General features: G+C 60.1%; 24 protein-coding genes and 1 tRNA gene. 13 read left to right on the top strand and 12 right to left on the bottom strand.

Going from position 1 to position 22,386, the window contains the following annotated elements:
* Positions 1-115: 115 nt before the first annotated feature.
* The 5 genes from hisF to J3364_RS10165 all read right to left on the bottom strand — a co-directional run bounded on the left by hisF (position 116) and on the right by J3364_RS10165 (position 3,603).
* Positions 116-889, bottom strand: a complete 774-nt coding sequence (gene hisF / locus J3364_RS10145) for an imidazole glycerol phosphate synthase subunit HisF (RefSeq protein ID WP_349558248.1) — start codon at positions 887-889, stop codon at positions 116-118.
* A gap of 1 nt (position 890) precedes the next feature.
* Entirely contained in the window at positions 891-1,628 is a 738-nt protein-coding gene (gene hisA, locus J3364_RS10150; protein WP_123635379.1) for a 1-(5-phosphoribosyl)-5-[(5-phosphoribosylamino)methylideneamino]imidazole-4-carboxamide isomerase, read from the bottom strand.
* A gap of 36 nt (positions 1,629-1,664) precedes the next feature.
* Positions 1,665-2,309 (bottom strand): imidazole glycerol phosphate synthase subunit HisH, encoded by a 645-nt coding sequence (gene hisH / locus J3364_RS10155; RefSeq protein ID WP_349558249.1) that lies wholly within the window; start codon positions 2,307-2,309, stop codon positions 1,665-1,667.
* A gap of 97 nt (positions 2,310-2,406) precedes the next feature.
* Positions 2,407-3,000: an imidazoleglycerol-phosphate dehydratase HisB gene (hisB, locus tag J3364_RS10160; RefSeq protein WP_123635377.1), complete on the bottom strand. Its 594-nt coding sequence runs from the start codon at positions 2,998-3,000 to the stop codon at positions 2,407-2,409.
* A 141-nt stretch (positions 3,001-3,141) separates the two neighbouring features.
* Positions 3,142-3,603, bottom strand: coding sequence for an SRPBCC family protein (locus J3364_RS10165; RefSeq protein ID WP_123635376.1), 462 nt, complete (start codon positions 3,601-3,603; stop codon positions 3,142-3,144).
* Between the two features lie 411 nt (positions 3,604-4,014).
* Here J3364_RS10165 and J3364_RS10170 point away from each other — a divergent pair, with 411 nt between their 5' ends.
* The 5 genes from J3364_RS10170 to J3364_RS10190 all read left to right on the top strand — a co-directional run bounded on the left by J3364_RS10170 (position 4,015) and on the right by J3364_RS10190 (position 8,850).
* Complete coding sequence (locus tag J3364_RS10170; protein ID WP_349558250.1) at positions 4,015-6,225, top strand: AsmA family protein; 2,211 nt, start codon at positions 4,015-4,017, stop codon at positions 6,223-6,225.
* Positions 6,225-7,289, top strand: coding sequence for an A/G-specific adenine glycosylase (gene mutY / locus J3364_RS10175; protein WP_349558251.1), 1,065 nt, complete (start codon positions 6,225-6,227; stop codon positions 7,287-7,289). The genes J3364_RS10170 and mutY overlap by 1 nt, the downstream gene beginning before the upstream one ends.
* Positions 7,290-7,335: 46 nt before the next feature.
* On the top strand, positions 7,336-7,611 hold the full coding sequence (locus J3364_RS10180; RefSeq protein WP_123635373.1) for an oxidative damage protection protein: 276 nt from the start codon (positions 7,336-7,338) through the stop codon (positions 7,609-7,611).
* Between the two features lie 104 nt (positions 7,612-7,715).
* Positions 7,716-7,791, top strand: a tRNA-Phe gene (locus tag J3364_RS10185).
* A gap of 237 nt (positions 7,792-8,028) precedes the next feature.
* On the top strand, positions 8,029-8,850 hold the full coding sequence (locus J3364_RS10190) for a hypothetical protein (RefSeq protein ID WP_349558252.1): 822 nt from the start codon (positions 8,029-8,031) through the stop codon (positions 8,848-8,850).
* A gap of 201 nt (positions 8,851-9,051) precedes the next feature.
* Here the strand turns inward: J3364_RS10190 and J3364_RS10195 are convergent, their stop codons facing one another.
* From J3364_RS10195 to J3364_RS10205, 3 genes are all read right to left on the bottom strand, one after another.
* Positions 9,052-9,210, bottom strand: coding sequence for a hypothetical protein (locus tag J3364_RS10195; protein ID WP_349558253.1), 159 nt, complete (start codon positions 9,208-9,210; stop codon positions 9,052-9,054).
* Between the two features lie 199 nt (positions 9,211-9,409).
* Complete coding sequence (locus J3364_RS10200; protein ID WP_349558254.1) at positions 9,410-9,691, bottom strand: hypothetical protein; 282 nt, start codon at positions 9,689-9,691, stop codon at positions 9,410-9,412.
* 84 nt (positions 9,692-9,775) lie between these two features.
* Positions 9,776-10,003 (bottom strand): hypothetical protein, encoded by a 228-nt coding sequence (locus tag J3364_RS10205; RefSeq protein WP_349558255.1) that lies wholly within the window; start codon positions 10,001-10,003, stop codon positions 9,776-9,778.
* Positions 10,004-10,311: 308 nt separating this feature from the next.
* On the opposite strand from J3364_RS10205, the gene J3364_RS10210 reads away from it, so the two are divergent.
* The gene (locus J3364_RS10210) at positions 10,312-10,500 is read left to right on the top strand and encodes a hypothetical protein (RefSeq protein ID WP_123635368.1); all 189 of its coding nucleotides are present in this window, start codon (positions 10,312-10,314) and stop codon (positions 10,498-10,500) included.
* Between the two features lie 6 nt (positions 10,501-10,506).
* The gene (locus J3364_RS10215; RefSeq protein WP_349558256.1) at positions 10,507-11,268 is read left to right on the top strand and encodes a hypothetical protein; all 762 of its coding nucleotides are present in this window, start codon (positions 10,507-10,509) and stop codon (positions 11,266-11,268) included.
* A 16-nt stretch (positions 11,269-11,284) separates the two neighbouring features.
* On the opposite strand, the gene J3364_RS10220 is transcribed toward J3364_RS10215, so the two are convergent.
* Positions 11,285-11,929, bottom strand: coding sequence for a DUF2959 domain-containing protein (locus J3364_RS10220; RefSeq protein WP_349558257.1), 645 nt, complete (start codon positions 11,927-11,929; stop codon positions 11,285-11,287).
* Positions 11,930-12,154: 225 nt separating this feature from the next.
* Here J3364_RS10220 and J3364_RS10225 point away from each other — a divergent pair, with 225 nt between their 5' ends.
* Positions 12,155-12,388, top strand: a complete 234-nt coding sequence (locus tag J3364_RS10225; RefSeq protein ID WP_123635365.1) for a TIGR02647 family protein — start codon at positions 12,155-12,157, stop codon at positions 12,386-12,388.
* 90 nt (positions 12,389-12,478) lie between these two features.
* On the opposite strand, the gene J3364_RS10230 is transcribed toward J3364_RS10225, so the two are convergent.
* Entirely contained in the window at positions 12,479-12,673 is a 195-nt protein-coding gene (locus tag J3364_RS10230) for a hypothetical protein (RefSeq protein WP_123635364.1), read from the bottom strand.
* Between the two features lie 724 nt (positions 12,674-13,397).
* On the opposite strand from J3364_RS10230, the gene J3364_RS10235 reads away from it, so the two are divergent.
* From J3364_RS10235 to astE, 5 genes are all read left to right on the top strand, one after another.
* Complete coding sequence (locus tag J3364_RS10235; RefSeq protein ID WP_349558258.1) at positions 13,398-14,168, top strand: ABC transporter ATP-binding protein; 771 nt, start codon at positions 13,398-13,400, stop codon at positions 14,166-14,168.
* 122 nt (positions 14,169-14,290) lie between these two features.
* Positions 14,291-15,046 carry a transporter substrate-binding domain-containing protein gene (locus J3364_RS10240; protein ID WP_349558259.1) on the top strand — a complete coding sequence of 252 codons (756 nt, stop codon included), beginning with the start codon at positions 14,291-14,293 and terminating at the stop codon, positions 15,044-15,046.
* 57 nt (positions 15,047-15,103) lie between these two features.
* On the top strand, positions 15,104-15,808 hold the full coding sequence (locus tag J3364_RS10245) for an ABC transporter permease (protein WP_349558260.1): 705 nt from the start codon (positions 15,104-15,106) through the stop codon (positions 15,806-15,808).
* 4 nt (positions 15,809-15,812) lie between these two features.
* Positions 15,813-16,532, top strand: coding sequence for an ABC transporter permease (locus tag J3364_RS10250; protein ID WP_349558261.1), 720 nt, complete (start codon positions 15,813-15,815; stop codon positions 16,530-16,532).
* Positions 16,533-16,542: 10 nt separating this feature from the next.
* Positions 16,543-17,559 carry a succinylglutamate desuccinylase gene (astE, locus tag J3364_RS10255; RefSeq protein ID WP_349558262.1) on the top strand — a complete coding sequence of 339 codons (1,017 nt, stop codon included), beginning with the start codon at positions 16,543-16,545 and terminating at the stop codon, positions 17,557-17,559.
* A 511-nt stretch (positions 17,560-18,070) separates the two neighbouring features.
* Here the strand turns inward: astE and J3364_RS10260 are convergent.
* Positions 18,071-21,103 carry an efflux RND transporter permease subunit gene (locus J3364_RS10260; protein WP_349558263.1) on the bottom strand — a complete coding sequence of 1,011 codons (3,033 nt, stop codon included), beginning with the start codon at positions 21,101-21,103 and terminating at the stop codon, positions 18,071-18,073.
* Positions 21,100-22,269 (bottom strand): efflux RND transporter periplasmic adaptor subunit, encoded by a 1,170-nt coding sequence (locus J3364_RS10265; RefSeq protein ID WP_349558264.1) that lies wholly within the window; start codon positions 22,267-22,269, stop codon positions 21,100-21,102. The genes J3364_RS10260 and J3364_RS10265 overlap by 4 nt, the downstream gene beginning before the upstream one ends.
* Positions 22,270-22,386: the final 117 nt, after the last annotated feature.

Here is a 22,386-nt window from a genome sequence, read left to right on the forward strand (position 1 = left end):
AGAGGAACCGAAGCGATCTTTAGCCTCTCTCCCCTGGAGGGAGAGAGGTTGGAGAGAGGGGGAGCTGGCGCCAGCCAGCCAAAGGAATCAGGGAGTTGGACGCTATCCAGAAAGACTATAGCCGAACTTCAATCCCCTTATCATGCATAAACTGCTTGGCCTCGGGAATCGTGTGCTGACCGAAGTGGAAGATCGACGCCGCCAGCACCGCATCCGCACCGCCCTGGGTCACGCCATCCGCCAGGTGCTGCAGCTCCCCCACACCGCCTGAGGCAATCACCGGCACCACCACCGCATCGCTGATCGCGCGCGTCAGGCCCAGATCGAAGCCGATCTTGGTGCCGTCACGGTCCATGCTGGTGAGCAGCAGTTCGCCGGCACCCATCTCGACCATCTTCTTCGCCCATTCAACGGCGTCCAGCCCCGTCGGCTTGCGCCCGCCGTGGGTAAAGATCTCCCAGCGCGGCGTTTCGCCCTCGGCACTCACCCGCTTGGCGTCGATGGCCACCACGATGCACTGGCTGCCGAACCGCTCAGCGGCTTCCCGCACGAACTCCGGATTGAACACCGCCGCGGTGTTGATGCTCACCTTGTCGGCGCCCGCATTGAGCAGCTTGCGGATGTCTTCCACGGTGCGCACGCCGCCGCCAACGGTCAGCGGGATAAAGACCTGGCTGGCCATCCGCTCGACGGTCTCGTAGGTGGTGTCGCGACTTTCGTGACTGGCGGTGATGTCCAGGAAGGTGATCTCGTCCGCGCCCTGCTCGTTGTACTTGCGAGCCACCTCTACCGGGTCGCCGGCGTCGCGGATATCGACAAAGTTGACGCCTTTGACCACGCGGCCCTTATCGACGTCCAGACAGGGAATGATGCGCTTGGCCAGGGTCATATCACTTCTCCTGCTGATCGCACCAGGCCTGGGCTTCCGCCACATCCAGGGTGCCTTCGTAGATGGCCCGGCCGGTGATGGCGCCGAGGATGCCACGATCCGCTTCCGCGGACAGGCGCTGGATGTCGTCCATGTTGGTGACGCCGCCGGAGGCGATCACCGGAATCCCGCAGGACTCCGCCAGATGCGCGGTCTGCTCGACGTTCACGCCCTGCATCATGCCGTCGCGGCTGATGTCGGTGTAGACGATGCTGTCCACACCGTCGTTGGCAAACTGTTTCGCCAGATCCGTCGCCTTCACTTCAGAGACTTCCGCCCAGCCGTCCGTCGCCACTAGGCCGTCTTTGGCATCCAGCCCCACGATGATGTGGCCCGGGAAGCGCTTGCACATCTCGGTGACGAACTCCGGCTCCTTCACGGCTTTGGTGCCAATGATCACCCATTGCACACCCGCCTTCAGGTAGGCCTCGATGGTTTCCGCAGAGCGGATGCCGCCGCCGATCTGGATCGGCAGGTCCGGGAAGCGCTTGGCGATGGCGTTGACGATTTCACCGTTCACCGGTTCACCGGCAAAGGCGCCGTTCAGGTCCACCAGGTGCAAACGACGGGCGCCGGCGTCGACCCAGCGGGCCGCAACGTCGACCGGATTCTCGGAGAACACGGTGGAGTCGTCCATCCGGCCCTGGCGCAGGCGAACACACTTTCCGTCTTTGAGGTCGATGGCGGGAATAATCAGCATGGTGTTATCAATCCAGTTCGGTGTGGAGGTCAGCGCTTACTGACCCGACCATTGTACGAAGTTTTTCAGCAGCTGCAGACCGGCCCGATGGCTCTTCTCCGGGTGGAACTGCGTGGCGAAGACGTTATTGCGGGCGACGGCCGCCGCCAGATCCACGCCGTAGTGCGTGCGGCCGGCAATGTCCGGATTGCCCTCGGCCTCGGCGTAGTAGCTGTGGACAAAGTAGAAGCGCTCACCGTCCTCGATGTCGTGCCACATCGGATGATCCTGGGTCTGCCAGACCTGGTTCCAGCCCATATGCGGGACTTTCAGGCGCTCGCCCTGCTCGTCCTTCAGGTTGTTGCCGAAGAAACGGACCTGCGAGGGAAACAGCGCGATGCCGTCCACGCCGTTGTTCTCTTCACTGCGGGCCATCAGCGCCTGCATGCCGACGCAGATCCCCAGCAGCGGGCGACCTTCGGCGACCAGGTCCTTCACCAGCGTGTCGACGCCCTGGCGGCGGATCTCGCCCATACAGTCGCGCATTGCGCCAACGCCAGGCAGGATCACGCGATCGGCCTCGCGGATGATGGCTTCGTTGTCGGTCACCTGGACGCGCATGTCCGGCGCCACGTGCTCGACCGCCTTGCTGGCCGAATGGAGGTTACCCATGCCGTAATCGATGATGGCAACGGACTTCATAGTCAGGACAACTCCGGAAAGCAGCGACCGGCTGGGTTGCCCTCAGCCGGCCGGGATAACAGATAGGGTGACAGAACCCGCGTCAGTGCAACCCGCCTTAGAGCGAGCCTTTGGTGGACGCGATCACACCCGCCATGCGCTCGTCCGGCTCGATGGCCATGCGCAGCGCGCGACCGAAGGCCTTGAACACCGTCTCGATCTGGTGGTGCGTGTTCTTGCCCTTCAGGTTGTCGATGTGCAGCGTCACCATGGAGTGGTTCACGAACCCGTGGAAGAACTCCTCGAACAGGTCCACATCGAACCCGCCGACCGTGGCACGGGTGTACGGCACCTCCATGCTCAGACCGGGGCGGCCCGACAGGTCGATCACGACGCGTGACAGGGCTTCATCCAGCGGCACATAGGCGTGACCGTAACGGCGGATGCCTTTCTTGTCGCCCACAGCCTTGACGAACGCCTGGCCCAGCGTAATGCCGATGTCCTCGACCGTGTGGTGGTCGTCGATGTGCAGGTCGCCCTTGGACACGATGTCCAGATCCACCAGCCCGTGACGGGCGATCTGATCCATCATGTGCTCCAGGAAGGGCACGCCGGTATCGAAGTGGGACTCGCCGGTGCCGTCGAGATTAATCGACACCGTAATCTGGGTTTCGAGGGTATTGCGTTCTACCCGCGCCTTGCGTTCGGCCATGGGGACTCCAGTGAATAAAGCCGGAAATTGTGACAGCGCAGAGTATACCGCGTTATGTCGTCTTTCTCACTTTATTGAGGCGATAGCGTGGAATGGCACGAACCGGCGTAGCGGGGCGCCACGCCGGTCGGAGAAGGCCGCTTAGAAGGCCTTCTTCAGGTTATTCATATACGTGTCCACCATGCCGTTGAACTCGTGCTTAACCACCGGGCTGATGGCCAGTTTGAGCAGGCTCGGCAGCGGCAGCGTCAGCTCCGCCGTGGTCTGGAAACTGGCGCGGGTCACGTCATCGCCCTTGGCAGACAGGTTCCAGGAGCCGCGCACAACACCGTTGCCCTCGCCCTTCACCGGTTCCCAGGTGATTTTGCCGGCGTCTTTGTCGGCGACGTACTTGCTGGCATAAACGGACTGGATGGAGTGCTTGTCCACGCCGATCTTTTCCATTTCCCAGCGGTAGACGTTGTCGCCCAGATCCACCAGCTTATCCACTTTGGGGAAGTAACTGGCCGACTTGGGGACGTCTGCCAGCAGGTCGAACACCTCGTCGTAACTGCCTGGAATATCGATTTCCCGATTCAGCTCAATAGCAATCGTGATGGCCACCCGAAACTCCTTAACTTGCGTTGTCTTTATTGTGTCGGGCGCTCTGGCCCTGGATACGTGATGCGCGGCATTCTGACGAAAAGTCGTACGCCGTCAATCGTTATTTTGTTACCTAATCATTTCAGGGCAATGCTTTCTGCCCCGATGGCGCTCTCTGCAGAGTGTACCGGGATTGGCGGTCAAATGAACATTCTGAAAGATTGCCGGTATACACCGCCTGATCGGTGGGCTGATTGAATCCTGTGTCGTATGCTAACCGTAATACGACGTTGTAAAACTGTTGTGCTTACGCGGTGTTGAGACACTCCGCGCTGACATTCAATGATTGGCCGGCCCTGCCTGCACCGGATTACCGGCGCCCGCGAGCCGCTCCGGGCCAGCCATCAACATAGCCGTAAGGATACTGCTGCCATGAAAGCGCTTCGCTACCTGCTGATTGCCGTCGTCGCCGTCATCGTCCTGATCGCTGCCGCGGTCGTGATCGCCACGATGGTGCTGGACCCGAACGACTACAAACCCCAGATCGAGAAAATCGTCGAGAAGAAAACCAACCTCGACCTGTCGTTGAACGGCGACATCAGCTGGTCGTTCATCCCCATCGGCCTGGAAGTGAACGACGTCGAGGCCAAGCTCGACGGCGATCAGTTCGTGAAGCTCAACCTGCTGCGGGCGGAAGTGGACTTCTGGTCGCTGATCAGTATGTCCCCAGCGGTCGACACCTTCACACTCGACGGCCTGGAAGCCCGCCTGGTCAAGAACAAGCAGGGCCAGGGCAACTGGCAACGCATCATGCCGGAGGGCGAAGCGAAACCGGCTGACGAACAGACCGCCCAGAAAGAAGAACCGGCTCCGGCAGAAACACCGGCGGCGGATCAAGGCGGCAGCGAACCGCTCAAGTTCAATGTCGAGGAAATCGCCATCACCAACGCCCAGGTGCATTACTCGGATCAGGGCACCGGCCAGTCCGTCACCCTGGACGACTTCTCGCTCAACGCCAGTGACATTACCCTGGGCCAGACCTTCCCGCTCAGCCTCGGCTTCCACTTCACCACCAACGAGCCGGAACTGGACGTGGTCGCGCAGATCAAAGCCCAACTGACCGCCAACGAAGCGCTCAACCAGTTCCAGATGCAGGATCTGGACAGCAGCTTTGAACTCAAAGGGGCGGCCGTCGGCGGCAAGACCGTCAATGCCAGCTTCACCGGTAACGCCGCCGCCAACCTGGAACAGGAGACGGCGTCCCTGTCCGACTTCGTCGCCAAACTGGCCGGCCTGGAGCTGAGCGCTGACGTGAACGTAGCCGGCTTCGGCGACAAGCCCAAGCTGGACGGCAAACTGTCCGTCGCCGAATTTTCCATCCGCGACCTGATGGACACCCTCGGCCAGGCGCCGATCGAAACCAGCGATCCGGATGTGCTCAAGAAAGCGTCCTTCTCCACCGACATCGGCGGCAAGCCGGGCCAGATCGACCTGAACAACCTGCAGCTCAAGCTGGACGACACCACCTTCAAGGGCAGCTTCGGGCTGGGTCTGGCCAACACCGCCATCGACCTGAAGTTGAAGGGCGACAAGATCAACGTCGACCGCTACCTGCCGCCGAAGTCCGACCAGCCGGCCGCCGAAACCGCCAGCAGCGACGACAGCGGCGCCCCGGCCCCGGGCAGCACCAAGGCCCCGCCGGAATCCGACCTGCTGCCGCTGGACACCCTGCGCGGCCTCGACTTGGACGTGGATCTGAGCCTGGGCGAACTGGTTGCCAGTAACCTGACCATCACCGATATTCAGTCAAAAATCTCCGCCAAGAACGGCCTGATCGAAGTCGATCCCTTCGCCGGCAAGCTGTATGAAGGCGACTTCAACGTGCAGGCCACGCTGGATGCGCGCAAGGACAACCCGACCTGGAAGATCACCGAGCGGGCCAACAACATCCAGACCCTCTCGCTGCTCACCGACCTGGCGGACATGAAGCTGCTTTCCGGCGCCGCCAACCTGACCGCTGACATCACCACCCAGGGCAATCGCCTATCCGCCCTGCGCAGCAACGCCAAGGGCGACATCAAGTTCAACCTGGACAAGGGCAGCTTCAACAAGATGAACCTGACGAAGATGGCCTGTCAGGGCATCGCGCTGGCCAACCAGGAAAGCCTGACCACCACCGACTGGGGCGATTCCACGCCGTTCAACGACATGCACGGCGTACTCAAGATCGACGGCAACACCATCAAGAACACCGATCTGACGGCTGCCTTGGCCGGCATGGAGCTCAAGGGCGGCGGCACCGTCGATCTGGCCAAGAGCGACCTCGACTACGAGGCCGGCTTGCGCGTTGTCGGTGAGATCCACCGCGACGAAGCCTGCCGCGTCACCAAGTACGTCGAGAACGTGGTGATTCCTGTAGAATGCCGCGGCGACATTTCCGGCGACCCGGCCAAACTGTGCTCCTTCGACGGTTCGCGCTTCCGCGACACCCTCAAGGACATGGCCGCCAACGCCGCCAAGAAAAAGGCACAGGACGAAGTGAACAAGGCCATCGACGAAAAGCTGGGTGACAAGCTGAACGAGAAGCTGGACAAGGACACCAGCGACAAAGTGAAGGGCGCACTCAAGGGGCTGTTCAAGTAATGGCCGACAGCGTCGCCGACCGGCTGCTGGCGTGGTACGACCAGCACGGCCGCAAGAATCTGCCCTGGCACGAAGACCGGACACCCTACCGCGTGTGGGTGTCCGAGATCATGCTGCAGCAAACGCAGGTGACCACCGTCATCCCCTACTACGAGGCCTTCATGGCCCGCTTCCCGGACGTGAAGAGCCTGGCCGAAGCGCCGGTGGATGATGTGCTCCAGCACTGGTCGGGCCTGGGCTACTACGCCCGCGCCCGCAACCTGCAAAAAGCCGCCAAGGCGGTGATGGCCGACCACGGCGGCGAATTCCCGAAACATCAGGAGCAGCTCGAAGCCCTCACCGGCATCGGCCGCTCCACCGCCGCCGCCATCCTGGCCCAGGCCCACGGCATACGCGCCACCATCCTCGACGGCAACGTCAAACGCGTGCTCGCCCGCTACCACGCCGTCCACGGCTGGCCGGGCCAGACCGCCGTCCTGCGCACACTCTGGGAATACGCCGAACAGCATACGCCCCACGAGCGCGTGCGGGACTACACCCAGGCCATCATGGACCTGGGCGCCATGGTCTGCACCCGACGCAAACCGGACTGTGACCACTGCCCGCTGGCCGACGACTGCGAAGCCAGGACCCAGGGCCTGACCGCCGCCCTGCCCGAGTCCAAACCGAAGAAAGCCAAGCCGGAAAAGGAAACCTGGCTGCTGATGATCGAGGACGACGCCGGCAACCTGCTGATGGAACGGCGCCCGCCCAACGGCATCTGGGGCGGCCTCTGGAGCCTGCCGGAGCTGGACACCGCCATCACCCTGGACGAACTGCCGGAAGTGGCCGAACGCGAACTGGGCATCGCCTGCGACGACGCCCAACCGCTGAGCGCCTTCCGCCACACCTTCAGCCACTATCACCTGCACATCCATCCGGTGCGCCTGCGCCATGCCGGGACCGCTGCCGCGATGGATAGTGGGGATTTAGTTTGGCAGCCACGGGAGGACGCTCCAACCCTTGGTGTCCCGAGCCCCATCCGAAAACTCCTGACGCAGCCGGAACAAACCACCCTGCTCTGATTCTGTTACCATCGCCGGAATTGAAGACATCCCGAAAGGAGCCGACATGAGCCGCACCGTATTCTGCCGCAAGTACCAGAAAGAGATGGAAGGCCTCGACATGCCGCCCATGCCCGGCGCCAAGGGCCAGGAACTCTACGAGACCGTCTCCAAGCAGGCCTGGCAGGAGTGGCAGAACCAGCAGACCATGCTGATCAACGAAAAGCACCTGAACATGATGGACCCGTTCGCCCGGAAGTACCTCAAGGCCCAGATGGAGAAGTTCCTGGACAATGAGGAATTCGAACAGGCCGAGGGATTCGTGCCGCCGGAAGAGCGTTGATACACCTCACTGAACAGGGATTGACCAACTCCCGGAAAGACGAGAAATTTTCTCTGAAACGGCCTTGACTCCGTCAACCTAAACCGGTTTAATACCGCCCCGTTGCCCGGATAGCTCAGTCGGTAGAGCAGGGGATTGAAAATCCCCGTGTCGGTGGTTCGATTCCGCCTCCGGGCACCATTATTCTGAAAAGCCGCTCACTCGAGCGGCTTTTTTCGTTTCTGGCCCTTCACTTTTTCCTATCCGAACTGCGGTCTTGATCGACAGGTAATTTGCAAACCATAGTCCGAGCTAAAGTAAATCGCCTCATTTTTCTCAATCAATCTGTTGTACTAAAAGCCATTCGCAACACAAAAACTATGCGCTATTTTGTAGACGCCGCTAACGCCAAGGCGGCAAAAACAACAAGGAGTAATAATGCTTTCCAATAAAAAACTGATGAGTGCGCTGTTCTTATCAACTGCCGGCCTTTTTGCTTCTGCACCCGCGATCGCGAAAAACGACTTCACGAACAAGTTGCAAAGCTACTACCAATCTTCGCAAGAGCTTCAGTCCCAAGTTCTGCAAGCAGTGTTCGTCGCAACCATGACGCTTCAGAAAGAACCCAATGTGCCAGCGGTCAAGAAGCAGGGAGAAGCGCTTCCCGGGGCGTTGGAGAAGTTTGAAGATAACTTCAGCGATTTAGCAAAGCTCATGGACAAGCAGTCCATCAAAGCACAGTACAGCTCGGTGATCGAAAAGGTTTACGACGAGGATGTTACTGCATCCATTCCCAAGCTGGAGGCGTTTAGCAAAGCGTACACCGAGTTTGCTGATTCCATGCAGAGCGAGACGTTTACCGTGTACGCAAAAGAGGGATGGGCAAACTCAGGGATCACGGTCAATAAAGGTGATTTGATATGGGTGAAATCCGAGGGAAGCTGGAAAGCTTCCTCGCATTATGCCCCGACAAACAGCGAGGGCTACGTTTGCCGCTCTGACGCCTACACATTGAATCGAAATGCCCCGCTTGGAGCGCTTCTGTATCGAGTGAGAGGTTCGTCTAGCGTCAACGGCAGAGCTCTTCAGCAGGAGAATCGAGGACAGGCTGACGCATCGGGCAGGCTAGAATTCATCATGAACGATGAAGACCGGCGCAATAATCTAGGACAACTACGCCTGCAAGTTGTTGTGATGGATTCTGATGACATCAAAGAGCTTGCCTCTCGAATTCAAGGCATGCAGGACAAGGACTCCTAACCAAATCAACGAAGCCGCGGTCTATCGCGGCTTCATTGTTTTCCAAAGCCTTAGTGAAGAAATGGGTACACAATTATTTTTGTGGATAGCGACACGGCTTAAATCACTCCTTTTATAATGCCCTTGATTCGAGCATCCGACATACCGGAGACAGTAATCATGATGACCTGGGCGGCATTCAAAAGGTCTTGCACACCCCGCTCACCGGCACCGCACCAGCCTCTTTGCCAGCCGATCCCTCATTTTCTGTATCCGACGCAATGCCCTCAGATTCTGAAACGTCCGCTCGAACGCATAACGCGCTTCGGCCTGGTTGGCCTGGTCACACAATTCCAGCCACTGCTGGGTGATGGATTCCATGGACATCATGACTCCTGTTGTTGAAACGATACAGGAGCAAGGCTATCGCCGAGGACGGGGCCGTATCTCAGCAACTTTGGGTAAGAATTGTGGCGAAAGATGATGGTGCCAGGGGTACCCCAAGGCTACTTGTGCGCACACTCCCGGCGGATGAGAAGCGGCTCGTTGGACCGCTCCTCATCGGTGAATTGGCGTGACCTCAACAGGAGATCTGGGCACCGTTCCATTGCGGCTGGGCGCTCTCGTCTCGACCCCAGTCAGTCGAGTCGACCAGACCGAAATGCCAGGTTCGGGCGCAGTAGAAACAGGGATGGGCTCGGGCGTAGTACAATCGCGCGCCCTTCAGCGCACTCTGGGGTGTGTCATGGAAGCCCAGGTTGAGGCGGTCTTCCTCTTCCGGTACCAGGGTGCAGCCGTCGGCATGCACCTTGTGCAGGCCATCCACCTGGGGATAACGATCAACAAAATAGAGATTGGCCATTGTGGGCACCTCCTGTGACCTGGGCCGGACAGGTGTCATGCCCTGGCCAGCCATTCTTGGGCTTGTAGGTCGAACAACCGTCCGTCAGCCGCGCGGTTCGAGGTTGTGATAGCCCGCCTGGCTATCATGCACTGGAATGAAATGACTGAAGTTCATTGTGGGCATGGCGTCCGAGCGGTCGTCCCAGAAATCCTCGTTGCAATAGAAGCAGGCGCACGCGCCAGAGAACGAGGCCGAGGCTTCAACGACGGCGTTCTTATGAGACATATGCCGCCCCAGCAATCGACGCTGGTCACGTTCGGGCATCAGCATGCAGCCATCCACATGGACGAGATGCGACCCATCCCTTCTGGACTGTAGATCAACAAAGAATTGCCTCATCATGGTGGTGCCCTGCGTGTCGACCCGTTAAGGGTATCTCTTCATCAGATACCCTACTGTCCCGATTAGCAATGTATTTCGCAGGCTATTTGTAACCAGCCGGCGCTCTGGTCTGGCGCGCCCACACAACTCGTCCCAGGGGCATCACGGCGGTGATCACGCCCGCCGTCGAATGGCGTGAATGGACAGCCCCTAATCAAATTCGCTAGTCTTGTGCTGTGAGCGAGGAGAGGAAGCTTATGTCCGTGGGATTCTTCGGATTTTGGAAAAAAGGGAAAGACGACGCCGGGAAGGACTCGGCCGGTCGCTATCGTGTGGACAAGGACGGCAACGCCAAACTGAACCTCGAAAATGAAGAGGTGATCCGCTCCATTCGCGCCCAACTCCAGAGCCTCAAGGATTTCGAACCCGACCGCAAGACTGCCTGATCCCGCATGGGCGTCCTTTACGTCGCATTCGTGCTGGTCTGTGGTTTTATTTTCACCTCCCTGCACCTGCCCGCACGCTACCAGCAGAAACGCTCATCCGGCTGGGAAAGCTATTTCTCCGTTGCCTTCTATGGTTTTGTCTTTGTCATCCTGGCGACGCTGATCGTCATGCTGATCGACGGTTTTGATCTGCCGTCACACGCCCTGCCCCATCTCGATACCACGCTCGGCCGACTCAACGCGCACATCGGCGATTACACCAACCAGGCGGTGACGCCCCGGGAGCTGTTGATTGCCCTGCTCGCCTTCCTGTTGGCCGGCGTCAGTGGCGGTTTCAGCAAGTGGCGGACGAAGAACCCGGGCGTTCGCCTGCGCAAACTGCGCAAAGCCTGCCTGGGGGATGAGTTGGAGGGCATTTTCCTGGACGCGCTGCGCAGCGAGCAGTGGGTGTCGCTGACGCTGGATACCCGCAAGTGCTACATCGGCATCGTGACCCATGTACACACCGAGGCGGCGCTGCTGGATTCCATTTCGATCATCCCGACCCTCAGCGGTTACCGGAACGATGACGACCTGGAGCTCAAGCTGCTGCGGAACTACTACCACCACTATGAAGAGAAAGGGCTGCTGGAAGAAGGCGCCCAGTTGGACCGACTGTCCGAATTCCGGATCGTGATCCCGACCAAACACATCGTGCACGTGTCGTTCTTCGACCTGAACGCCTACAAGAGTCTGCGGGAGAGCCAGGCGATCCCGACGACCGCCTGATCCAACGCTTGCACGGTCAGTTCTGCGACTGGAAGCGCTGGATAAAGGCTTCGGATTCGGCTATCGACGCTTCCATATTCTGGATTAAAGCGTCCACATCCTGTTGGATACGGCCCAACTCACCCTGCAGTGAACCGATCGCCTGGGCATTGAGATTGTGCTTGAGAAACAGCACCTGATCCTCGAAGGCTTCCAGCACCGGGTCCATGCGCTCCTCGGCTTGGTGCATGCGGGTGATCATCTGGTCGTAGTGCTGCCGGGTGTCTTTCAGTTTCTGCGCGCTGGCCTGGCGCAGGGAATCGCTCTGGTAGCGGTCCAGCTCGTCGTCCCACTCGTCGAACAGGGCTTCGGACACGTCTTCGACGGCATCGATCCGGTCACGCACGTTGTCGGCGGCATCCTGGCTCTCTTCGTAGGCGTCGCGAATCTCTTCGTACTTGGCCTTCAGTTCGGAGTCTGGCGTGTTCACCACGCTCTGAAAATGCTCCAGCGAGGAACGAAAGGTTTCCTGTGCTTCGCTCTGGGCATCCCGGGCATCGGCCACGCGATCGACCATGATGTCACGCTTTTCGATACCGAGTTCTTCCATGGCGTCGTAGTAGAGGGAGCTGCAGCCGCTCACGGCCATCATCACGAAAAGCCACAACCCAGCTTGTCCCATCGAGAACGAATACCTCGCACGGCTCAAACCGACCATCAGCGCACTCCCTCCATTATTTGTGATATTCCAGATAGCGGGCGCATCCCCTGGCTCGCCTTTCATGGCGTTACCTTGACCCGATCCGACCAGCAAAACAACGTGCTTCCCTGGTCATTTCCCCTTGCGAATCCTGCCCAATCCGATACAAATTACACAATACACAACAACAAGCGAGCGAGCCCAACGATGACGTTTACCAAAGACCAGATTGCCGAACTGAACCTGCTGACACTCTTCAACCTGCACTCCACCCAGGAGGGCATCAAGGTGCATGGCCACAGCGCCGACCTGGATGCGGTGGACGCAGCGCAGCGGCTTTTCGATAAGGGCCTGACCACCCAGAAAGACGGCGGTTACCTGACGCAATTGGGCATTGAGGCCGCCGAGCACGCCCAACGGGTGCTGTCGATTCTGAAGTAGATACGATGGCGCGCCTCGTCGAACCGATCAACGTTCGAGGCGCGCTACTCATATTCGGTATTCAGAGTCTGCTTGTGGGGTGCAACGGCATTAGTCGTCGTTCGGCGCGACCATGTCGACAAACTGGCGGGCTTCATCGAAGGTGGGGAAACTCTGGAGGATTTCCTGACCGACGATTTCCACGTCATAGGTCAGGCTGTCGGGAGACGGCAGTTCCTCACATGGGCGTGCGGTCACCCGCAGGAGCCCTCGTTCCAGTAAAACATTGTTTTGCGTGACAGCCATGCAACGCGTTCCTGTTGTTATTGTTCATACCGCGATCCGTCACGCCGGTTCTTCCCTGTCGGGGCTCCAGAACCCCACTGAGCAACTTCCTTCACCCTACCAAAATAACCCGGCAGCGAAGGTTAAAACCGTTTCTTTTTGTGACCCGCGTTGTATTCGGGCCGGATTTGCAGGATGGCCGTAACCCTCTCTGCAGGCGTCTTTTTTTGACATATCTATAACCGATAATCAATGCCATCGAGTTGGCCAGAATTGTCGCCACTATTGATTTTTCAGCCAACAGTCCGTAAAACATAACGCTATCCAACCGCATTCCCGGTGCCGATATCGTGTTGGAAGTGGCCCCAAAAGAGGCATGAACGACGGCATACGGGGTAAGACGGTCCAAAAAAAGAGAAGGGCAATGCAGCCGGCCGGTGATCCCGGTGACGGTAGCAGGTAAAAGCACAATGCAAAGCCTTCAGATGATGACATACCTATCATTTATTCCCACGGTGAGCCGTCCGCGCCTGCAGCCAGCAGCGCTGATTGGCCAATCTCCCGTGGCTAAGCTCGTTCTCGCCAAGGTCCTCGACGAGTAGATCTCCCCTCTTCCCAATTGCAGCGGATGCACCACACCCTCGACGGCACACGGATTGCTGTATCAAGGGGTTAGTGCACCTGCACGTTTGCGACTATCTTTTACTCAGATACCGACTGTTATCGACAGGCTCAGGAGTCATTCATGGCGGAAAATGCGCCCTTGATCTGTAAAGACATCCACAAAACCTTCAATGAGAATGAAGTGCTCAAGGGCATTTCCCTGGAAACCCGCAAAGGCGATGTGGTGTCGCTGATCGGCAGCTCCGGCTCAGGCAAGAGTACGTTTCTGCGTTGCATCAACCTGCTGGAAACGCCCACTGCCGGTGAGGTGATCGTTCACGGTGAACCAATTCGGTTCAAACAGAACCGCAAGGGCATCCGGGTACCGGCCGATAATAAGCAGGTCGAACTGATGCGCGCCAAGCTGTCCATGGTCTTCCAGGGCTTCAACCTCTGGTCCCACATGACCGTGATGGAGAACATCATCGAAGCCCCCATGCACGTGCTCAAGGTGCCCAAGAAAGAGGCCATCGAGCGCGCCGAAGCCTATCTGCACAAAGTCGGTATCTACGAACGCAAGGACTACTATCCTTCCCACATGTCCGGCGGCCAGCAGCAGCGTGCGGCCATTGCCCGGGCGCTGGCGATGGAGCCGGAAGTCATGCTGTTCGATGAGCCGACATCGGCACTCGACCCCGAGCTGGTGGGCGAAGTCCTGCGGGTCATGCAGAGCCTGGCCGAAGAGGGCCGAACCATGATCGTGGTGACCCACGAGATGGCGTTTGCACGGGATGTGTCGAGTCAGGTCCTGTTCTTGCATCAGGGCCGGATTGAAGAGCAGGGGACGCCGGACAAAGTCTTCGACAATCCGGATTCGGAGCGCATGAAGCAGTTCCTGGCGCCCAAGTTCTGATTAACGGATCGGATCAGTCCGCGACGCCGCACCAAAGGGGGTCGGGAAAGGTTCAGAAAAACAGTGATGGCAACGTCACTGGATAAAAAAAGCCAAAAGGCAAAACAATGGAGAAGCGACTCATGAAAAAGCTGATTGTTGCAGCAACCTGTGCCCTGGCCGTGATGACCGGCTCAGTGCAGGCAAAAGAATGGAAAGACATCCGCATCGCTTTCGACGTGCCGTACGAGCCGTTCGAATACAAGAAGCCGGACGGCTCCCTGACCGGTTTCGAAGTGGAACTGGCCGAAGCCATGTGTAAAGAGCTGCAAGCCAACTGTGACTTCGTCATCCAGTCCTGGGACGGCATGATTCCGGGCCTGCTGGCGCGTAAGTTCGACGCCATCATGTCCTCCATGTCCATCACCCCGGAGCGTCAGGAAAAAGTCCTGTTCTCCGAGCCATACTACAACACCCCGGGTGGCTGGTTCGCCAAGGATGACGTCAACACCGATCCGACCGACATGGACGCCATGAAGGGCAAGATCGTTGGCGTTCAGCGCGGCACCACCATGGACACCTACGTCACCGAAAACATGAGTGGCACGGTTGAAATCAAGCGCTACACCACCGCTGACGACATGGTCCTGGACCTGGAAGGCGAGCGTCTGGACATGGTCTTCGTTGACTACCCGGTAGGCGAGCAGACCCTGCTGAACCGCGACGGTTTCCACGAAATCGGTCAGCCGGTGAAGCTGGGCGAAGGCGTTGGCGTGGCCATGCGCAAGCGTGACCAGGATCTGGCCGACCAGATCAACAAGGCGCTGGAGAAGCTGAAAAATGATGGCACCTACGACACCATCATGAAGAAATACTTCACCTACGACGTCAAGATGTAAACCCCGGCACGGCCGCCGGCATCCCGCCGGCGGCCTGTCCTCAACACGGACCTATCCATGCTTGATCTGCACGGCTACGGCCCTTCAATCCTGAAAGGCGCGGTGATTACCGTCGAGCTGGCACTGCTATCGCTGCTGCTTGCGGTCGTCCTGGGTTTGATTGGCGCCTCATCTAAGCTTTCCGGGAACCGCGGACTCAATGCCGGCGCCACCGTCTATACGACGCTGATCCGGGGTGTTCCCGATCTCGTCATGATGCTGCTGCTCTATTACGGCGGACAGGTTCTGGTCAATAAACTGTCCGACTTCCTGTATTACCAGTTCGAGGTTGACTGGTTCTTCCAGTTCGATCCGTTTATTTCCGGCGTGCTGACGATCGGTCTGATCTTCGGTGCGTACATGACGGAAACCTTCCGCGGCGCGTTCCTTGCAGTCGACAGCGGCCAGATCGAGGCCGGCAAGGCCTACGGCTTCACCCGCTGGCACACGTTCCGTCGCATCATGTTTCCGCAGATGCTGCGCCATGCCCTGCCCGGTGTGGGCAACAACTGGCAGGTGCTGCTCAAGACTACGGCTCTGGTCTCCATCATCGGCCTGACCGACATGGTCCGTGTGGCGGAGCAGGCCAGCAAGGCAGAACACTCCCCGTTCAAATTCTTCATTCCGGTCGCGGTGGTCTACCTCCTACTGACAGCCGGATCTGAATTGTTTATTCGCTGGGTCAACAGCCGCGTCAGCGTTGGCGTCGTGAAGGGGGACTGAACCAATGCCTGATTTTATTATTCAATGGCTGAACACCCACGATGTGTTCACCGCCACCACCATGCTGCATTACTGGGATGGTCTAGTGACTACCGTACAGCTGGTTTTCCTGTCCCTGGTGATCGGCCTGGTCCTTTCCGTGCCGCTGGCGATCCTGCGCACAATGCGCAACCCGTTCATTTCGGGCCCGATCTGGCTGTACACCTACGTGTTCAGGGGCACGCCGCTGCTGATCCAGCTGTACATCATCTATTACGGCATCGCCCAGATTGATGGCATTCAGGAGACCTTCTGGTGGACCATCTTCCGGGATCCGTTCTATCCGGCCCTGCTGGCGTTTGTGCTCAATACCGCGGCCTACACCACGGAGATCATTCGCGGTGCTCTTGAGGCCACGCCCTACGGTGAAGTGGAAGCGGCCAAGGCCTATGGTATGTCCTGGTTCATGCGCACCCGTCGGATCATCCTGCCCAGTGCGGCCCGCCGTGCCTTGCAGGCCTATTCCAACGAGGTAATCTTCATGCTGCACGCCAGTGCCATTGCCAGCGTGGTGACCATCGTCGACCTGACTGGTGCCGCACGGGATATCTATTCCCGTTTCTACGCCCCGTTCGACGCCTTCATCGCCGTCGCGCTGATGTACATGGCCCTGACGTTCACCATCATCTTCGTCTTCCGCCAGCTGGAAAAGCGGATGCTGCGACACCTCAAACCGCTGAGCTGAGTACGCCCTCATGTCAGTGCGCAACACCCTGTTCGATGGCGAGCCGGACTGGCTCGCCCATACCCTTTCCCGGGCCGGCCAGACGTCAGCCCCTGTCACCACCCGCCTGCCCGACGGTGCCGAGATCCGGCGTCTGGACACCGGCATTCTGGAGCTGGTACCGGCTACGGCGGATAAACGCCGGCTGATCATCTCCGCCGGCGTTCACGGCAACGAAACCGCCCCGATCGAAGTGGTCAATGGTCTGCTGAATGAGCTGATCAGCGGCCACTGGGCCATCGGGCGCCGGACGCTGCTGATCCTGGGCAACCCGCCGTCGATGGTCGCCGGTGACCGGTTCGTGGATCACAACATGAACCGGCTGTTCAGCGGCGCCCACGCCAAGGCACCCTACGCGGGGTCGCCCGAGGCGGAGCGCGCTGCCCTGCTCGAACAGACCTGCCGGGACTTCGTGGGTGATGCCGACACCGTTACCCACTACGACCTGCACACGGCGATTCGCCCCTCACTGCGGGAGAAGTTCGCACTCTACCCGTTTGTGGAAGGCCGCGATGTGCCGCAGGATCAGTGCGATTTCCTGCTGGAAGCGGACGTGCATACCCTGCTGTTGCAGCACAAGTCGGGTACGACCTTCTCGTCCTTTTCGTCCAGCTATCTGGGTGCAGAGAGCTTCACCATCGAGTTGGGCAAGGTGCGGCCGTTTGGCCAGAACGACCTGCTGCGCTTCAAAGGCATCGAAAGCGCCCTGCGCCGCCTGTTCCGGGACGAGCCGGCGCCCACACCGCCAAACGCCGACGAGCTGGCGGTGTTCGAGGTGGTGCATGAGATCCTGAATACCGGGGACGATTTCCAGTTCCACGTACCGGACGATATCGCTAACTTCACACCGTACCAGCCGGGTACCGTCATCTGGGAGGATCGCGAGACCCGGTACAAGGTGGGTGATGTGCCGGAGGCGATCATCTTCCCGAATCGGAATGTGCCCGTTGGACAGCGGGTTGGGTTATTGGTGCGGGAGAAGTCCTGACTTCAGTCTGCCGATACCTTCAGGGGCCTGCCGGCCCCAATGACGCTGAAAAAGTGTCAAGAAGGTCGCTGTATTGAAGCCTCTCTCCCCTGGTGGGGTGCAGGCGGAAACAGCGAAGCATCGCTTCGCCCGCCGGAACGCCCACAGCCTCTGGATGTGGGCCGGGGCGCGGAGCGGAGGTTTGGAGAGAGGGGGACGAGGCGAAGCCTCGCCGAAAAAGGTAGCCGGCAATTAGGAGCGCCTCACGGCGCATCCCCCTCTCCCCGGCCCTCTCCCTCAAGGGGAGAGGGAGTTCACGACGCAACTATTGGAATGCTTCAGCTTCTCAGCCCGTAGGTTGGGCTGACGCAGGAAGCCCAACAACCCAGTCTTGCAACCAATTTCTCCCACTCCAAAGGAGCCCGAACTACTGTTTGAGAGCCTATGCATCAAGCAGATTCCGCGATAGCGCAAACATCCGGCGCATGCTCATTGTTGGGCTTCCTGCGTCAGCCCAACCTACGCCTCAGCGCTATCCCGGAATTCTCGCCTCTTCCATCTCCACCACCGGCCCACGAATCACCTTCACACACAGCGCAGGCACCACCAGCAACGTCAGCAATGTGGAAGCCAGAAGGCCGGAGATGATCGCCCAGGCCATGGGCGGCCAGAGCGTGGAGCTGGAGAAGGCCAGCGGCAACAGACCCGCCACCGTGGTGGCCGTCGTCAACAGGATAGGCCGGGTGCGCTGCTCCACCGCCAGCCTTACCGCATCACGAATCGGCTGCCCGGCTTCCAACTGCCGGTCCATCACGTCCAGGAGCACGATGGCGTTGTTCACCACAATCCCCACCAGTGCGATCACGCCCAACAACGACTGGAAGCCGAACGGCGAACCGGACAGCACCAGCCCCGGGAAAATCCCCACCGTCGCCAATGGCACCGTCAGCAGGATGATGCCCACCCGCTTGAACGAGTTGAACTGCAACAACAGGAAGAACAGCAGCAACAGCACACCGATCGGCGCGGTGGTCAGGATGGCGCTGTTGGCATCCTTGGAACCTTCGGCGTCACCGCCGAACTCCATGCGTGTGCCTGGCGGCAGTGGATGGGTTTTCAGGTAGCCTTCCAGTCCGCCCAATGCCTGGCTGAAGCTGTAGCCGTTTTCGAGATTGGCCGTCACCGTGTTGACCCGCACCCCGTTGCGCAGGTAGCGCGCCGCCGGCTCCCAGGTGGTGTTGACGGTGGCTACGGCGGACAACGGTACCGCCTTGCCCTGGGCCGTGTAGACGTTGATCGACAGCAGACGGGTCAGGGACAGGTCGGTGCCTTCCCGGGAGCGCAATACCAGCGGGATCGGATCGTCCTCCTGGCGATACTGCTCGGCCACCATGCCAAAGCTCTGGCCATAAAGACTGCGGGCCACATCCGCCCGCGTGATGCCATAGCGGGCGGCCACTGCATCGTCCACATTGATGCGCACGCTGGGCACACCGGGATCGAGATCGTGGCGCACGTCCACGGCACCGGGCGCCTGCCGTAGGCCGGCATAGACGGTTTCCACGGCCTGAGCGCGCACGCTGTCATCCGGGTGAGACAGGCGAACCTCCACCGGCGCCACGCGGGGCGGGCCCTGCCCCAGAATGCCGACCGTCAGATCAGCTTCCGGCAACGCCTCGGCGGCGTATTCCCGAATCCAGTGCACCAGCCCGGTGGTTTGCGCCAGCGTTTCTGTCTTGACCACCAGGCGCCCGCGGTTCGGCGCCTGGGGCGCGCGCCGCAGGTTGTAGTAGAAGCTCGGACCGGTAAATCCCACAAAGCGATGCACATTGACCGTCTCCGGGCGGCTGCGAATCGCCCGCTCCAGATCGGCAGCGACCCTGGCGGTTTTACCCTGGTCCGTGCCTTCGGGCATATACAGCTCCACGATCACCCGTGGCCGGTCCGCATTGGGGAAGAACTGCTGCTTGAGAAATGGCGTCAGCGCCACGCTCGCGGCGACCATCAGGACACCCCCTAAAACCAGCCAACCCGGCGCCCGGGACACCAGTCCGCCAAGCACGCGGGCCAGACCCGCCAACCGATCCGCCCTCATCTGCTTGCGCGGTTTGAGAAAACGGGCCGCCAACAGGGGCACGGCAGAGATCGCCAACAGGTAGCTGACCGACAGGGTCAGCATGATCATGACCGGAATGCCGCGGGTGAAATCCGCCGTCCCACCCTTGGACAGCAACAGTGGCGCAAACGCGGCCAACGTGGTGCCTGTGGACGCCCCCAGCGGTCCCGCCAGCTCTTTCACCGAGCGAACGAGCGCCTCCATACGCTCAACGCCCTCATCCAGCAGCGTCTGGATGTTTTCTACAATCACGATGGCGTTGTCGATCAGGATACCCAGGGAAATCACCATCCCGATCACCGCGATCTGATGCAGGATGCCGCCACCCAGATCGTAGAGGCCGATACTGATCAGCGTGACCATCGGCAGGATGGTCGCCACCAACAACCCCATCCGCAGCCCCATGCCGGTAAAGACCACGGCGATGATGATCAGGACCGAGAACAGCAGGCTCCAGGCCAGGTTGTCGAGGCGGTCCTGGACCTTGTCCGGCTGGAAGAACATTTCCTGGATCGTGTAGGGCGCAAAATCCGGCCTTAGCTGAGTCAGGCGCTCGCGCACCCGCTCGCCAAAGCGGATGGCATCGGTTTTGCCCTCTTCCAGCATGATGTTGACCAGCACCACCCGCTCGCCGTCGTACCAGGTTTCCGGCTGCCGGGGTTCGGCAGGGCCGCGCCAGATTTCGGCGGCCGAGGCCAGCGGCACCTGGGAGCCGTCCGGCAGCTCGATCGGCGTGGCACGAATGGCATCGAGATTGTCGAATTCGCTGTTGGGCAGGATCGAAATCCGCTGACCGTCCACCACCAGGAACCCGCCCGGGATCACCTGATTGCGCTGGGCCAGCGTGTCCAGCACCCGCGACGGCGACACGCCCAACCGGTAGAGCGCGGCATCGTCCAGCGCCAGGGTGATCTGCTCGTCGGCGTCCCCTTCCAGTTCGATGCGAGACACGCCGGGAATATCTAGCAGGTTGTTCTTGAGCTTTTCCGCCTGCTCGCTCAGCTCGGTCACCGACGGCGAACCGCCCACCGCCAGCACGATGGAGGGAATGTTGATCAGGCGATCTTCCAGATTCATGGTGCCGACACCGTCCGGGAAATCGTGCCGGGCCCGCTCCATGGCCTGACGCACCCGATCCCAGGCGGCGTCGGTGTCGTAGATGGTGTCGTTGAGGCGGATATTGACCACCGCCACGCCGGTTCGGGCGGTGCCGGAGGCGAAGTCGACTTCCTCAACCTGGCGCAGTTCGTCCGCCAGCGGCTCCAGCACCAGACGCTCCACCGCGTCGGCGTTGGCGCCCGGATAACTGACGGTCAGCAGCCCGGCCCGGTGCGGGAAGGACGGGTCTTCCTGCCGGGGCATGGTGTTGTAGGCGGCTATCCCCAACAGGCAGAGCATGGTCACCACCATGCCCAGCAAGCGGCGGCACCGCATCAGCCGGCCCATCATGGCAGGATCTCCAGGGCGTCACCCGGGGTCACCCGCGTCATGCCGGCGTAAACCACCTGATCGCCCGCCTTGAGCGCGCCATCAGCGAGAATCGCGTGTTCGCCCATGATCCGCCGAACCGCCACATCCACCCGTTCAGCGGTGGGCCGATCTCCATCTTCGGCTATACGAAACACGGAGGTGCCGGTGGCCGAGCGCATGACGGACAGCAACGGCACGGACAGCAGAGAGGCATTGGGCGATGCGATGCCGACTTCCACCGGCACGCCGGCTTCCAGTTGACCGTCCGGCAGGTTGATCATCACCGCGTGCAGCTCACCCCGGAGCCCACTGGGCTGGGCTATTTCGCTGACGGTACCGGTCACTGGTGTCCGGTCCCGCTGCTGCACCGACCAGACCTGCACGGGTTCATTCAGCGTGACGTGATCCAGCAGATAGGCCGGCACCCGGACTTCCACTTCCAGCCCCTTGGGCGCTGACAGGCGCGCGACAGGTTGCCCAGCGCCGACAAACTCGTCCGCTTCCACCAGCACCGCCTCAATGCGGCCACTAAACGGCGCTTTCAGCGTGCTTTCGGCGACCATCCGCTCGGCCTCGGCGAGGGATGCCCGGGCGGTGGATACGCTGGCCTTGAGCGCATCCCGCTTGGCTTCGAGTTGCTCCAGGGTTTGCTCCGAGACCACTCCGCGTTCAAACAGACGCTGGGAACGTTGCCACTCCCGGCCAGCCTGGTCGAGTTGGGTCTGCAGTTCCTGCAGGCGCGCTTTGGCGGAATCCCGAGCCGGTTCCAGCCCCGGGTTGTAGAGATGCGCCAGCACCTGCCCCTGATTCACCTGCTGCCCCAGTTCCACCGGCCGTTCCCGGACCGTACCGCTCACCTGGAATGTCAGCGTCGCTCGCTGACGGGCCTGGACAATGCCCGCAAAGCGCAGCGGCTCGGCCTGGTCCGCCGTGATACTCACCGGGGCGGCACGCACGCTGACGGACGTATCCGGCGCTTCGGGCGCGCCGACCGACTCTGCACAGCCACTTAATCCGGCGGGGACCGCCGTCATCAGCAGAGCCAGGAAAGGAAGGGAGAAACCTCGGGCGGTGGTATTCATCGTGATCACCAGTTGGCTGGATGCCCGGATTCCTTCCGGGCGAATGTTGAACGGGTTATCCATTAAATTTGCAATCGGTCATGACCTGAACGATCTTTTAAGACATCATGTCATTCTTTGACACTTTGTCAACGGCTAGAATATGAATAAAGTCCCTGCATGGATCAGCGCGGTATGACA

The sequence above is a fragment of the Marinobacter sp. NFXS9 genome, assembly GCF_040148665.1.
GTDB classification, from domain to species: domain Bacteria; phylum Pseudomonadota; class Gammaproteobacteria; order Pseudomonadales; family Oleiphilaceae; genus Marinobacter_A; species Marinobacter_A mangrovi.

What these genes read in the sequence shown, in the direction of transcription:
- J3364_RS10200 (WP_349558254.1), bottom strand. Translation starts at nt 9,691, where the DNA reads ATGGCCAATCTCTATTTTGTTGATCGTTATCCCCAGGTGGATGGCCTG.
- J3364_RS10205 (WP_349558255.1), bottom strand. Translation starts at nt 10,003, where the DNA reads ATGCTGATGCCCGAACGTGACCAGCGTCGATTGCTGGGGCGGCATATG.
- J3364_RS10215 (WP_349558256.1), top strand. Translation starts at nt 10,507, where the DNA reads ATGGGCGTCCTTTACGTCGCATTCGTGCTGGTCTGTGGTTTTATTTTC.
- J3364_RS10210 (WP_123635368.1), top strand. Translation starts at nt 10,312, where the DNA reads ATGTCCGTGGGATTCTTCGGATTTTGGAAAAAAGGGAAAGACGACGCC.
- astE (WP_349558262.1), top strand. Translation starts at nt 16,543, where the DNA reads ATGTCAGTGCGCAACACCCTGTTCGATGGCGAGCCGGACTGGCTCGCC.
- J3364_RS10240 (WP_349558259.1), top strand. Translation starts at nt 14,291, where the DNA reads ATGAAAAAGCTGATTGTTGCAGCAACCTGTGCCCTGGCCGTGATGACC.
- J3364_RS10260 (WP_349558263.1), bottom strand. Translation starts at nt 21,103, where the DNA reads ATGATGGGCCGGCTGATGCGGTGCCGCCGCTTGCTGGGCATGGTGGTG.
- J3364_RS10245 (WP_349558260.1), top strand. Translation starts at nt 15,104, where the DNA reads ATGCTTGATCTGCACGGCTACGGCCCTTCAATCCTGAAAGGCGCGGTG.
- J3364_RS10230 (WP_123635364.1), bottom strand. Translation starts at nt 12,673, where the DNA reads ATGGCTGTCACGCAAAACAATGTTTTACTGGAACGAGGGCTCCTGCGG.
- J3364_RS10170 (WP_349558250.1), top strand. Translation starts at nt 4,015, where the DNA reads ATGAAAGCGCTTCGCTACCTGCTGATTGCCGTCGTCGCCGTCATCGTC.
- J3364_RS10180 (WP_123635373.1), top strand. Translation starts at nt 7,336, where the DNA reads ATGAGCCGCACCGTATTCTGCCGCAAGTACCAGAAAGAGATGGAAGGC.
- J3364_RS10235 (WP_349558258.1), top strand. Translation starts at nt 13,398, where the DNA reads ATGGCGGAAAATGCGCCCTTGATCTGTAAAGACATCCACAAAACCTTC.
- J3364_RS10220 (WP_349558257.1), bottom strand. Translation starts at nt 11,929, where the DNA reads ATGGGACAAGCTGGGTTGTGGCTTTTCGTGATGATGGCCGTGAGCGGC.
- J3364_RS10190 (WP_349558252.1), top strand. Translation starts at nt 8,029, where the DNA reads ATGCTTTCCAATAAAAAACTGATGAGTGCGCTGTTCTTATCAACTGCC.
- hisH (WP_349558249.1), bottom strand. Translation starts at nt 2,309, where the DNA reads ATGAAGTCCGTTGCCATCATCGATTACGGCATGGGTAACCTCCATTCG.
- hisA (WP_123635379.1), bottom strand. Translation starts at nt 1,628, where the DNA reads ATGCTGATTATTCCCGCCATCGACCTCAAAGACGGAAAGTGTGTTCGC.
- hisF (WP_349558248.1), bottom strand. Translation starts at nt 889, where the DNA reads ATGACCCTGGCCAAGCGCATCATTCCCTGTCTGGACGTCGATAAGGGC.
- J3364_RS10250 (WP_349558261.1), top strand. Translation starts at nt 15,813, where the DNA reads ATGCCTGATTTTATTATTCAATGGCTGAACACCCACGATGTGTTCACC.
- mutY (WP_349558251.1), top strand. Translation starts at nt 6,225, where the DNA reads ATGGCCGACAGCGTCGCCGACCGGCTGCTGGCGTGGTACGACCAGCAC.
- hisB (WP_123635377.1), bottom strand. Translation starts at nt 3,000, where the DNA reads ATGGCCGAACGCAAGGCGCGGGTAGAACGCAATACCCTCGAAACCCAG.
- J3364_RS10195 (WP_349558253.1), bottom strand. Translation starts at nt 9,210, where the DNA reads ATGGAATCCATCACCCAGCAGTGGCTGGAATTGTGTGACCAGGCCAAC.
- J3364_RS10265 (WP_349558264.1), bottom strand. Translation starts at nt 22,269, where the DNA reads ATGGATAACCCGTTCAACATTCGCCCGGAAGGAATCCGGGCATCCAGC.
- J3364_RS10225 (WP_123635365.1), top strand. Translation starts at nt 12,155, where the DNA reads ATGACGTTTACCAAAGACCAGATTGCCGAACTGAACCTGCTGACACTC.